Source organism: Myxosarcina sp. GI1(2024) (assembly GCF_053543375.1).
On record NZ_JBKGTY010000001.1, the window covers coordinates 1,781,663 to 1,794,258 of the forward strand.

Annotated in this window: 11 protein-coding genes; 6 read left to right on the forward strand and 5 right to left on the reverse strand. The window is 42.1% G+C overall.

What is annotated here, in order from left to right:
• Window positions 1-5 precede the first annotated feature (5 nt).
• The 5 genes from ACLFKQ_RS08510 (at window position 6) to ACLFKQ_RS08530 (ending at window position 5,647) form a co-directional block, all read left to right on the forward strand.
• Window positions 6-1,151, forward strand: a complete 1,146-nt coding sequence (locus tag ACLFKQ_RS08510; protein WP_448999351.1) for a glycosyltransferase family protein — start codon at window positions 6-8, stop codon at window positions 1,149-1,151.
• A gap of 279 nt (window positions 1,152-1,430) precedes the next feature.
• Window positions 1,431-2,732 (forward strand): threonine synthase, encoded by a 1,302-nt coding sequence (thrC, locus tag ACLFKQ_RS08515; protein WP_448999352.1) that lies wholly within the window; start codon window positions 1,431-1,433, stop codon window positions 2,730-2,732.
• A 38-nt stretch (window positions 2,733-2,770) separates the two neighbouring features.
• Complete coding sequence (locus ACLFKQ_RS08520) at window positions 2,771-3,046, forward strand: MoaD/ThiS family protein (protein WP_448999353.1); 276 nt, start codon at window positions 2,771-2,773, stop codon at window positions 3,044-3,046.
• 139 nt (window positions 3,047-3,185) lie between these two features.
• Window positions 3,186-4,118 carry an energy-coupling factor transporter transmembrane component T family protein gene (locus tag ACLFKQ_RS08525; RefSeq protein ID WP_448999354.1) on the forward strand — a complete coding sequence of 311 codons (933 nt, stop codon included), beginning with the start codon at window positions 3,186-3,188 and terminating at the stop codon, window positions 4,116-4,118.
• 116 nt (window positions 4,119-4,234) lie between these two features.
• Window positions 4,235-5,647 (forward strand): anthranilate synthase component I, encoded by a 1,413-nt coding sequence (locus ACLFKQ_RS08530; protein WP_448999355.1) that lies wholly within the window; start codon window positions 4,235-4,237, stop codon window positions 5,645-5,647.
• Window positions 5,648-6,055: 408 nt separating this feature from the next.
• Here the strand turns inward: ACLFKQ_RS08530 and ACLFKQ_RS08535 are convergent, their stop codons facing one another.
• Window positions 6,056-7,507, reverse strand: a complete 1,452-nt coding sequence (locus ACLFKQ_RS08535; RefSeq protein WP_448999356.1) for a RecQ family ATP-dependent DNA helicase — start codon at window positions 7,505-7,507, stop codon at window positions 6,056-6,058.
• Between the two features lie 193 nt (window positions 7,508-7,700).
• Window positions 7,701-8,912 (reverse strand): extracellular solute-binding protein, encoded by a 1,212-nt coding sequence (locus ACLFKQ_RS08540; protein ID WP_448999357.1) that lies wholly within the window; start codon window positions 8,910-8,912, stop codon window positions 7,701-7,703.
• Between the two features lie 326 nt (window positions 8,913-9,238).
• Here ACLFKQ_RS08540 and ACLFKQ_RS08545 point away from each other — a divergent pair, with 326 nt between their 5' ends.
• Window positions 9,239-9,619: a hypothetical protein gene (locus ACLFKQ_RS08545; protein WP_448999358.1), complete on the forward strand. Its 381-nt coding sequence runs from the start codon at window positions 9,239-9,241 to the stop codon at window positions 9,617-9,619.
• Here ACLFKQ_RS08545 and cobT read toward each other — a convergent pair.
• The 3 genes from cobT to ACLFKQ_RS08560 all read right to left on the reverse strand — a co-directional run bounded on the left by cobT (window position 9,596) and on the right by ACLFKQ_RS08560 (window position 12,274).
• Window positions 9,596-10,711 carry a nicotinate mononucleotide-dependent phosphoribosyltransferase CobT gene (gene cobT / locus ACLFKQ_RS08550; RefSeq protein ID WP_448999359.1) on the reverse strand — a complete coding sequence of 372 codons (1,116 nt, stop codon included), beginning with the start codon at window positions 10,709-10,711 and terminating at the stop codon, window positions 9,596-9,598. The genes ACLFKQ_RS08545 and cobT overlap by 24 nt on opposite strands.
• A 33-nt stretch (window positions 10,712-10,744) precedes the next feature.
• Window positions 10,745-11,467 carry a DUF2232 domain-containing protein gene (locus tag ACLFKQ_RS08555; protein ID WP_448999360.1) on the reverse strand — a complete coding sequence of 241 codons (723 nt, stop codon included), beginning with the start codon at window positions 11,465-11,467 and terminating at the stop codon, window positions 10,745-10,747.
• Window positions 11,468-11,566: 99 nt separating this feature from the next.
• Window positions 11,567-12,274: a Crp/Fnr family transcriptional regulator gene (locus ACLFKQ_RS08560; RefSeq protein WP_448999361.1), complete on the reverse strand. Its 708-nt coding sequence runs from the start codon at window positions 12,272-12,274 to the stop codon at window positions 11,567-11,569.
• Window positions 12,275-12,596: the final 322 nt, after the last annotated feature.

A 12,596-nucleotide genomic window follows, 5' to 3' on the forward strand; every position in this document is an offset into this window, starting at 1 on the left:
TAGCTATGTCAACTCAATCTTCTCCCAATGGCGATCGTCCATCTCGTATTTTGGTAGTGTCAGTTCGTGGGTTTCGCTTTCAAGCAGCCAATTGCTGTATCTACGAATTTGAAGATTTGCTGGGCGAACTCGAAGGGGCAGATTTATATCTTCCCGTCCAGGAATTCGACCTGCCGCGAAAAATTTATCGCACTATTAAGTATCTCGGCGGTTCGGATTACTGGGCTGATGCGATTGCCCCTTTCCCCAAAGAGTTAACTTTAGACCGAGAATACGATTTGTTGTTTGCCGTTCTGGATAATCCCTGGCAAATGCACTTAATTAATGCGATCGCAGGTTGGCGCGATAAGTGCCGTTATTCTGCTTGCTACATCGCCGAGATGTGGCAACCAGATCTTAGCAACTGGCGGTTGCTTGAAGAGCCTTGGCAAAATTTTGACCGCGTCTTTTTGGGAGTAACTCACTGCAGCGCAGAACTGAGCAAATTAATAAATCGCCCCGTAACTTACATTCCCCCTGCGGTAGATACCCTCGCTTTTTCCCCCTATCCCGATCCGCTTCAAAGATCGATCGATGTCTGTTATGTCGGTCGGCGATCTCCACAAATTCACGATAGTTTATACCGACACTCCCAAAAAACTAACTTTTTTTACTATTACGATACAGTAAAAAAACAACAGCTATTTATTGACAATTCTCAAGAACACCGCACCAAGCTAATTAATCTCTTTAAGAGAAGCCGTTACAACATTACTTACTACGCTAAATTTAATTCGACTCAAGAAACTGGGGGCACTCAGGAAATCGGCTATCGCTTTTTTGAGGGTGCCGCAGCAGGAACGGTTATGGTAGGAATGCCTCCTGCAGGAGAGGCTTTTCCTCGCTACTTTGATTGGGAAGATGCCATAGTTAAAGTCGACTTAGCCCATCAAGATATTCTCGAGGTACTCGCCGAACTCGATAAGCAGCCCGAGCGATTAGATCGGATTCGTCGTCAAAATGTCGCTAATTCTCTGCTCAAACACGACTGGATGTATCGCTGGCGGGATATAATTGCCACGTTCGATCTTCAACCAACACCAGCAATGCAGGCAAGAGAAAAACAGTTGCGGCAGTTGGCGACAAAAATTTTAGAATCAGTAAAAAATTAACAGGTAATAGGCAATCCTAGAGCAGGTAAAAGGTATATTAAGTTCGACGGATATGACCTATAGTCGCAAAGCTAACCCCATTTGTAGAGCAATACCTCTTGCTGTTCTCAATAGTTGCTATTTGAAAGTTCTTGCTTGACTCAATAGAAAAACTATTGGGTCATTTTTACTGAAAAATTTAAACCCGACAAAAATTGTCGGGTATGTTTGACTCGTTTTTTTGCCTGTGCTACTATCAAAACCACTGTGACGGAATCAGTAGAATTAAGGAATAGCTCGATGACCCAGGCAACCATAACTAAGACAGCAAAACCCCGTACTTTCACCAATTTGGTATCGAAAGAAAAAGGTGTTAAATATCCCTTAAAAGCACTTCACGTTTGCGAGGAAACCTTTTCTCCTCTAGAAGTAGCTTATGACTACGAAGTAATTCGCAGTTTAGTCAGTAGAGAAACCATCGCCGCAGGTCCTAATTCGATCTGGCGATATAAAGCCTTTCTTCCCGTCGAGACTGACAACCCCATCGATGTGGGTACGGGAATGACACCTCTAGTAAGATCGACTCGTCTCGCTCGTCGCTTGGGTCTAAAAAATCTCTATATTAAAAATGATGCCGTCAATATGCCTACCCTGAGCTTCAAAGACCGAGTAGTGTCTGTCGCCTTAACTCGCGCTAGAGAACTTGGTTTTTCGACCGTATCTTGTGCTAGTACGGGTAACCTAGCCAATTCGACCGCCGCGATCGCCGCTCATGCAGGATTAGACTGCTGTGTGTTTATTCCTGCCGACTTAGAAGCGGGAAAAGTCCTGGGTACGCTAATCTACAATCCTACGGTCATGGCGGTTAAAGGCAATTACGACCAGGTCAATCGTCTGTGTTCGGAAGTCGGCAATACTTACGGTTGGGGTTTTGTCAATATCAATCTACGTCCTTACTATTCTGAAGGTTCGAAGACTCTCGGTTTTGAAGTTGCCGAACAGTTAGGCTGGCAACTACCAGACCACGTAGTAGCACCTCTAGCTTCTGGTTCGCTGTACACCAAAATATATAAAGGTTTCCAAGAATTTATTAAAACCGGGTTGGTAGATAGCAAAGAAGTCCGTTTTAGCGGCGCACAAGCAGAAGGGTGTTCCCCAATCGCCGCAGCATTTAGAGAAGGCAGAGATTTCATCAAGCCAGTCAAACCAAATACAATTGCCAAATCGATTGCGATCGGCAATCCCGCTGATGGAATGTACGCTCTAGAGTTAGCTCGTAAAACTGGTGGTAATATTGAATCTGTTAGCGATCGCGAAATCGTTGAAGGCATGAAGCTACTAGCCGAAACCGAAGGTATCTTTACCGAGACTGCTGGCGGTACGACTATAGCAGTGCTGAAAAAGCTAGTAGAAGCAGGTAAAATCGATCCCGATGAAACTACTGTTGCCTACATCACCGGTAACGGCTTGAAAACTCAAGAAGCAGTACAGGGTTATATCGGCGAACCTTTTACCATCGAACCCAAACTCGATAGTTTCGAGCGAGCTTTAGAGCGTTCTCACACCTTAGAACGCCTTGAATGGCAGCAAATTACCGTTTAAGTTTATTCATTATTTAGTTTATTTACTAGTAACTGACTATGAGTGTTAAAGTACTAATTCCCACCCCCCTGCAAAAATTCACCAACAATCAAGCTGCTATCCAATGCAGCGGTAACAACGTCGATGAATTGATCGATTCCTTGGAGACTAATTGTCCTGGGATCAAAGCCCGAATTTGTGATGAAACGGGTAAACCCCGTCGCTTTCTCAATCTTTATGTCAACAGTGAAGATATTCGTTTTTTAGAGGGAACCGATACTAATCTTCAAGATGGAGATGAGGTAAGTATCGTTCCTGCCGTAGCAGGAGGATAAATTTTTTAACTTGTCCCTACTGGTAATTTCGTAACATTAAGGTGGGCTACATTGCCTACCTTTTTTGATTTTAGGTGTCGGCTGAATTGGCTTTGAGATTACTATACTGGTTAGAAGCCATCAATAACCGACAAAAATTATGGACTTAATGCGATCGCTTCCTATCGGACTCTATCTCGAACAGCCAGAAACTTGGTTGCATAGAATAGATCCGCGAGTTAAGCTGGCTTGGCTGATGACATTTTTGATTGCGCCGTTACTTGCCAATCCCTTTTGGCGTTTGGCATTAGTGGGATTGTTGATCTTACTAACCTTGTCGGCAGCTATTCCCCTCAGAGTTTGGCGCAAGCAAATGGGTTGGCTAATCGTGCTGTGTACGATAGTTTTTGCGATCGCCTCTATTGCACCCGATGGTCTAGCCGTCGAATCACAGCCGCGAGTGCCTCAATTCTGCTCTGATGTTACGGTAGAAAATCCTGCAGAATGCCCTACCGAGTTACCACAGCCTACTTCTTATCGATATATCTACGTCGATCGCCCTGGATTTGCCATTATTCCCCAAATTACCATTACCCGTCGTTCTTTAGATATTGCAGTGCGGGTTTCGACATTATTTTTTACCTTAATTTACAGCACCAATTTGTATTTGCTGACTACTGCTCCCGAAGAAATTACCGCAGGCTTAGAAGATTTGATGAAACCTTTGCGTTGGTTTAAACTTCCCGTATCAGAAATAGCTTTGACTTTGACGCTTTCTTTGCGGTTTATTCCTCTAGTCTTAGAAGAAATCCAAAACCTAGTCAGATCGATCCGTACTCGAGCAATTGACTGGAAAAAACTCGGAATTCGCCGCAGTTTAAAATTATGGTTGATCGTTGCTGAAAAATTACTAGAAAATTTATTATTGCGCTCGGAACAAATTGCTACAGCTATGGATGTACGAGGCTTTACCAGTCCTAACGAACACCGAGTGCAATGGCATTATTTGAGATTGCGCTGGCGAGATTGGCTGGCTCTAGCAGTTTTAATTCCTTTTTGGTTGGCACGTTTTTCCCTGGGAGGCATGGCTTAGAAAGTTAATAGTACCAGTTGCTAACCACGTGAGAGCATAGAATCAGCCAACAGCCAGAAACTATGAGTTAGTGGTTAAATAACTATCGATCGCCGAACTCAGCCTCTAGTTCTTCAATGAAACAACTATTACCTTGGTACTGGCGATCGCAAGATCTCCAAAATCGTACTGCCACCGAAATTTTCGAGAGACTATTTTCTAAAAGCGATCGCCTGGCTACACTTTTAGAAAGCCCTATCGAAAATACCAGTAAGCTGTCTCGTTATTCAATTTGTGCGGGCAAACCGCGCTCAATCGATGGCAAACTTCAGTTGTGGACTTTTCCGCTGGGAAATATTCTCTCTAGTTTAAATTTACTCAGCGATCGCCAAGTAGATAACGATTCGGCAATTGCTCATTTACCATTTACTGGAGGTTGGTTGGGTTGGTTGGGTTACGATCTGGCTTGGGAAATCGAAGATTTACCCCGCAAAAATCGCGATCTCCTTCCTTTTCCCGTCGCTTATTGGTACGAACCAGATTGTTTTGCAGTTTTGGACCATCACCAGCAAACACTTTGGCTAGCAGCAACCGAGCGACACCAGCTAGACGAATTAGAAGCCAAGTTGGACTCTGCTCGCGATTTACTATACAGCAGTAACTTCCAGTCATCAGCACCAAATCTATCATTCCAAACCTCGCAGCCAGAATACGAATGCGCCGTTAGACAAGCTAAAAAATACATTCAAGCAGGAGATATTTTTCAAACTAATTTATCCCTGCGCTTTCAAACTACGACTGATGTCGATAGCTGGACGATTTATCAAAACCTCAAAAAAATCAATCCTTCTCCTTTTGCCAGTTACTGGCGATCGCCGTGGGGAGATATCATTAGTTGTTCGCCAGAGCGATTGATTAAATTACAGAGTAATCTAGCAGAAACTAGACCAATTGCGGGAACTCGACCCAGAGGCAAAACAATTAAGAGCGATCGCACTCTAGCGGCTGAATTACTAGCCAATACCAAAGAAAGAGCCGAACACATCATGTTGGTAGACCTCGAGCGTAACGATTTGGGTAGAGTGTGTCAGTGGGGTTCGGTAGAGGTTAACGAATTACTGACCATCGAACGTTACAGTCATGTAATGCACTTAGTTAGTAACGTCAGAGGTATTTTGCCAAGCGATCGCAACGTTAGCGATTTAATTGGCGCGATGTTTCCTGGAGGAACGATTACGGGTTGTCCGAAAGTGCGCTGTATGGAAATTATTGAAGAATTGGAACCAGTGCGGCGCAGCTTATTCTATGGTTCTTGTGGCTATCTAGATCGTCGAGGTAATTTAGATTTAAATATTTTAATTCGCACTCTGCTCTATACCCAACAACTTCCCGCGTCCGATTCTACAGCAATGGTTTACGGACAAGTCGGGGCGGGTATTGTCGCTGACAGCGATCCCGAACGAGAGTGGTATGAATCTTTGAACAAAGCTGAAGCACAGATCGCGGCTTTAAATTGGCGATCGCCGTTGGTTAATTTCTGTGATACCTAGCGCTCTGCTTATTCAAATTTACTTCGAGCTATCGCCCGCTCTTGGTAGCTTAAGTGAAACTTATATTAGTGAGAAGAAATTTCAACAATTAAAGTAGTTTCATTTGACGATTTTCTTTCATAATTAAATATATAGAAAAAAACAAACCAACTTAGGTAAATCAGAGGTAAAAAACTATGGAAATCAATGATTTTACTGTATGGTCGATGATTTTAATCAACACGGCAGTTTGTATTGTTTTACCAAGAATTATAACTTTTAAATGGTCTAAGCTCTTGGCAAGATGACTGCCAGTAAAGAAAAAAAATTAACAAGATCGAGTTGGCTCTTGTTGTTTTTATAATTCAAGCAAGCTAATAAAAATGGTAGTGCATATTGGTATTTGAGAGGTTTGAAATTGTCAAACCTCTACTTATATTTAAGGCAATTATCGCAATAACCGCAGCTCAAACTCGTCCCTTTTCTAGTAAAACCGAAAGCTAACAGTAAAAATTGCCAGCGACATCGTTTAGTTTTCAAATATTGCTGTAGCTGTTGTTGTGAATGTTGGCGATCTTTAGACAAGTGATTGAAACAAGTATTAGTAGCTTTTTTTTGGTAATAAAAAGGGTTTTTCCAATAAACTATACCCAAACTATGGAGGATAGCTAAAGCAATTTCAGCATGAGGAAATTCTTCAACAACTTTGTCGATCTCTCCCTGGGAAGGAATTTGTTCTACTAGTTGTCGTGCTTGTCGGTATTGTTTTTGTAGATTTTGGGTAAAAAATTGACTGCGTTGCTTGTCTTCGGGATTTAGCCAACCAGTTGGTTCGCTGACTAAAGTAAGAGCTTCTGCAACCTTACCATTTCTGCATCCTCTTCCTACTTCCTGAATGTACTCATCCAATAATTCTGGGGCGTGAAAGTGAACTACCCAGGCGCAATCGGGTTTATCGATTCCCATTCCGAAAGCCGAAGTGCAAACGACAAATTGAGTTGCTCCATCTAGCCAGCTACTTTCAATGTTTCTACGCTCTAGAGAACTCAGTCCTGCATGATAAGATTTAGCAGCATAGTTTAGGGTTTGAAACCATCGGGCTAGAGTTTCGCTATCTCGGCGCGATCGCACGTAAACCAAACCCGACTGTTTGTTTCTAGCTCGAATAAAGTTTAAAGCCTGTTGTTTTCTTCCTTTAGATGTCCAAACAGTTTGAACCTTGAGGTTGAGATTGGCGCGATAAGGACTGATAAGAAAAGTTTCAGGTTGCTTGAGTTCTAAGGCTTGGGCGATCGCTTTTTGAGTTGGAGGATCGGCAGTAGCAGTAAAGGCGGCAACGGCGATTTTGGTACCTGCGGGTTTGTGCTGTAATAGGCTGCGGCGAACCGCACCCAAACGGCGATAGGTAGGGCGAAAACTGCTTCCCCACTGGATTAGGCAATGAACTTCATCTAAAATCAGTCCCGTAATCTTAATTTCTGGTTGAGATATTTTTTCCCAAACCGGCAAGCTGAGTAAAGTTTCTGGAGATAAATATAATAATCGTAGTTCTTGTCTGGCGATCGCTGCTAGAGTTTGTTTTCGCTGGTGTCTGCTAAGTTCGCTGTGTAATAATCCTCCAGATAAACCAAGTCGTCGTAGCTGGTTGACTTGGTTTTCCATCAACGCCACTAGTGGAGATACAACTATGGTCAATCCAGTTTGCAAAATGGCTGGTAGCTGAAAACAGAGCGATTTGCCTCCCCCAGTAGGCAAAATTACCAAAGCGTCTTTTCCTGCCAACAAAGTACGGATTATTTCACCCTGTGGAGGACGAAAATTTTCATAACCCCAAATTTTTTGAAACGTAGCTTTTACTCGCTGCCAGTCATGGACATTCATGGTTTTTTAGCGACGTTATGCCGTATTTACTCGCCCATGTTAAGGCGATCGAGCCATAAATGTCATTTATACCTCTGTCTTTTAAGCTGGAAATGCCGCTCGTTGATGGTCAGCCACGACTAACCGATTAAGTCAAAGGCTAACTGCTTTATATTAAGCGAAGGCTATGAACCATTAATAATTCTCAATTTACCTACATAGAAGCAGCAGCAGAGCGTCTCATTTTCAACCACAAGTCGCGATATTGTTGTTGGGTTTGGGCTGAAAGAGGCAACAAAAATTCACTATCCTCCAAGTTTACTGCTTCTGGATTTAAAAACAGATTATCTCGCAGGCTTTGAGATAATTCTCCTGGTTCGGTTCCGACTAAAATTGGGGACGTACCGTTAGTAAATAGAGATATTTGTCTGGCGGTTTTGGGCTGCCAGCAAAAACTAATCCACTGGGCGATCGCCGAATTAAGTCGCTCGTTATCTTTATCCAGGCTATCTGTTAATTGAGGTTTGACCCACAAATCCGTCCACAGAGAAGTACCAGACTGGGGAATGACGAACTCGATATTAGAATAGCGTTTGCTAATAGGTAAAACATCTGCCGACCAACCGACAGCTAACCAGGTATCCCCCAGAATTAACGGCTGCAAGTATGTATCGGAACTGTATAGTTTGACCTGTCGATGTAAAGCCAATAATTCTGATTCTAAATTGGGTACTTGCTGTAAATCCTCGGTGTTGTAAGAGTAGCCTAATTTTTTTAGGGTCAAGCCGATAGTTTCTCGAGGAGAATCTAATAAAGAAAGGCGATCGCTTATTTCCTTTCGCCAGAGATCGCTCCAGTCTGTAGGAGTCCAGCCCAGTTTTTGCAACTTGTCCTTACGGTAGGCAATAACTACGCTTCCCCAACGATATGGTGCTCCCCAAATCTGACCGTCGAGAGCTAATTTTCCTGTCATATTGCGCTTGACTAATTTTTGCCAAGGCTGAGGTAATTTCGACCAACCATCTAATCGATCGGCGTTTAAAGGTTGGAGCGAATTTTGTTTAATTGCTGTTTCTAACCAAAAGTCTCCTAGTGTAGTCAAGTTGACAACTTTTGTGTTGTTTTCGGTTACCGGTAATTCGCGATTTTTACTTAGATTATTTGTCAATTGCCACTGTTGTAAGGTATCGTATATTTCGCTTAATTGAGAGCTAGGCTGAAAATTTATCTGGAATTTTCTATTGAAATTTTTGCGAAAATCATTAATAGATTGTAACGGAATAGAATTTTCTAAAAACAATATCTTTAAACTTTGTCGATTATTGCTACAGCTAGAGGTTGCAAAAGCAGTAATTATGCTTAGCAAAGCAATGGAAAAATAGCGACGACTGTAGGTAACTCGATGATAATCTGAACTTAGAATCATTATTAAATAAGTAGCTGGGTGAAATTAAATCGAAGAATTGTAAAGTGAAAAAAATCAATAGCTAAAAAAAATATAATAGTTTTTTATGCATACCTACTCAACGTCAAACTACCAATTTTGTAGTTCGACCGTTAGCTATAAATTATAATTAATTTAATTTTTATTTAATCTATGGTAACCCTTTGCTTTGGATGGATATATTTTATAGATAAATATAGAGTGCGAATTATCGGCAATTATTAAATGAATAAGTAATAGTTGCCCATTTAGACGCTAGTACTTTTAGTATATATAAGTATAAAGGATAATATAATCGAAAAGTTTTTATGGATTCATTGCAAGTACAAATCAGAGAGTTGAGAGACAAAATAGATCGACTATACGAAATTATTCAATGTCTAGACGATCGAGTTCGTCAGTTGAGCGAGGGGAAACGATCGACTTTTGAAAAAAGCTCCTACTCTTCGGGAAGCTCGACTAAAGCTACTAAAAATTCTACCTTGCTGCCTGATGACTCTAACTACCAGATAACTCACAAAGATATTTTGGTAGATGATAACACCAGCACTAGTAATCTCAACTCCGATAGCGAACGGGATTTATCAGCAGATATTCAAATTCGCCGTCTAACAGCACAGCTCACTGCCGCCTATAATCGCATCGCGGCTCTAGAAGAACAAATACTAACTTATCGAATTCCTTCCTAAGTTTTGATAGCGAGCCAATAAAGTTTCGACGATCGTCAACAGTTGAATAGGAGTCCAACTTTGTTTGAGGTGAGCGGCGATCGCGCAGCCTCCAGCACCAACACCCTCTTTCACGTATCCCAGTTCGTAAGCGCGAAAACCAGGATACTTGGAGGTAGCAAAATTAAGTCCAGTTGCTAAAAGTGGGACTCCATTAATAATTTTTGCCAAGGAAATTGCATTGCCTCTAAGATCTTCAACTACCCAGCGAGTAGTACCGACCACGATATTATTAGTTTTCATAGATAGCTCGTAGTATCTGACAATTGCTCTACTGAGTGCGTATACTGCTAGCATTTGAGTCCCCCCTGCCAGCATTACGCCTTTTTTTCGACTAGCAGTAATTGCCATTCCTGCCGCCACCGCCTGCATCGGATCCCCTACAGCTGCGACTAGTGCTAGGGGATCGAGATCGGAAGAAACAGCTAACATACCGGCGGCAGTCAATCCGGTTTTCACAATCGACCATTTAAGTTGGCGATCGCAGCTTAGTTGACTGCTACTAACTAAGTCTCGCGCCTCGATTCCCAAGCCAGTCAGTACTGCCATAGCCGTAGTAGTTCCGCCGACAACGCACTCAGAAATAATTAGATAATCACCAGTATCAGCTAATTTTTCGCCCCATTGCCGACCCCGCTCGAACAAATGCCTGACCGTCGCTAAAGACATTGCTCGACCAGTACTAAGGCAATTGGCCGGCATCCCTCCTAAATCGACCGCCGCTACTGTAGGTCGATGTAGTAAACCAGCATTAAAGATCTGCACGGGAAGATCTAAAGCTTCCACCATAGCCCGAGTAATAAAAGTGGGGGAAAGACCTTGGGTCAAAATTGGTAAACGATGGTGATAGTGAGCCTGTATGCCAAGAGCCAAAAATTCCGCATCGGCGATCGCCGTATATTCTCGAGCTTGAGGAGTCGCACCAGCAGCAGAAATATCGGGAATTAGAGCTGTAGCAGTAAAACCCAGGATGCAGGCTAGTACGGGAGAACGCTGACGATATTGCCTCAACCAATTAGTTCCCTGTTGTAATTGGCTGTAAAGATAAATCACTATGCAGTTTATTCGCTTCGCCCAAATAGGACTTTAATCATTTAAAAGCACTCTGACCCATTCAGGTGGAGGAGAAATTGGATTTTTCAAGCGATCGAAGAGCATTAAAGCTACCAAATGAACTGCAAATAGATATACCAAACTATTTAGTAAGATTAGACCCAAAGCTAGAGTTTGGATCAACACAAAGCCTGGTTGAGCGAGAATACCTAACTTGAGAAAAGCCCAATCGACTAGTTCGGTAACTTGAGTAATTACGTAAACCCAAAGGTCTTCTCCTAGCAGTAGGGAAAATAACCAGAAACGAAAAAAAATGCCTAATGAGCCAATTAAGGCTCCTAAAATTATCGACAACTGCCAGCTTACCCTACGCCGCCAACAAGCTCCTAACTGTATTCCCATTAAACCATAAGGCATGACAAAGACGATACTTCTAGTCGGTCCCATTAGTACTGATAAAAGTAACCCAGAAGTTAAAGCCGCCATCCAGGAAGCACGAATACCCCTACGTAGGTAGATTAAAGCGATAGGTATGGGAAAAAAAATTTTTAGTAGCGGTCCTAGAGGAAAATAATAGTTAATCAGCCAAATTAAACTCGCCGCACTAGCTAAAAAAGCGGTTTCTACCATGACTACCGTATTAGTCGTATTGGATTGTTGGTGGCGAGGTTCGCTAAAAATTGACGTTGAAGGTGAGACTACTGATGGCTCCTCTTCATCGACCCAATTATCATCAACCCAATTGTCAGCATTCATCGTAAATTTAGCAACCGGTCGCGAACAGCGGCTTTGGGGATTTCTGGGAAACATAAAGCAATAATTCAACCAAAATGTAGTATTCAGCTAGGTTGGATGCTAGCAGATAGTATCTTCTAAAGCAGGTAGATTGGGAATTCGCATTAGATCGGAGTCTCGCTGAATCAATCCTTTCTTTTCTAGTTTAGTTAATACTCTAGTCACCGTTTCCCGAGCCAGTCCACTCAAGCTACTGATTTCTCGATGAGGTAAATTGGGAATCACAGTTCCCGTCTCTCCTTCTTTTCCTTGACCCTCAACTAAAAACAAAATGGCATCTGCTACACGAGAGATACTATTGGATTCTCTCAATTGCAGTCGCCGATTAACTTGGCGTAGGCGTTTTGCCATCACCTGTGCTAGCCGTACTCCTGCTAGAGGTTCAGAATAGATTAGCTCGAGAAAGTTTTGTGCTGGTATTCTACCAATTCGAGTATCGGTTAAAGTAATGGCATCCGTAGAACGGGGTTTTTTATCGATCGCCGCCATCTCACCAAAAAGCTCGCCGTTACCGATAATGTTAAGGGTAACCTCTTTACCATCCAAATTATAAGTACGGATTTTGACCCAACCTTCTAAGATGAAGTATACAGAGCTACCCCAGTCATTTTCAAGCAAAATTACTTGATTGGCTGGATGTGATATGACTACAAAATGAAGCAAGGTTTTTTGCAGGCTTTCTTCTGGTAAACCAGCCATAAAAGGAACTAATTTAACTAAATTCTGAATATTTACACTTGATTCTAGATAGCTAGAGCGATCTTCCATAAAAAAAAATTTTTAACTTAGTGTTTGAGATATCTCCTTTGTATCATCAAAAACAGTTAAATACTCTAACTTCGCAGATGCGCTCGATTTATTCTGGGAAATCGAGCGGCTTAAATGAAAATTCTAGCTCGAGTGGCAAACCATACTTGTACCTTAATTTATTCGAGAGCGCCACGATAATTAGCCAAGCAGAGTTTGGTTAAGGGAATAAATCGAAATTTCATCAAACTATTGGTTAATCTTAAAGATTCAGTAAAGTAATTGGGACTACCTAGCTTAGCTTTACCAGATTTGCCTAATATTACTTGTAGATATTTACTCT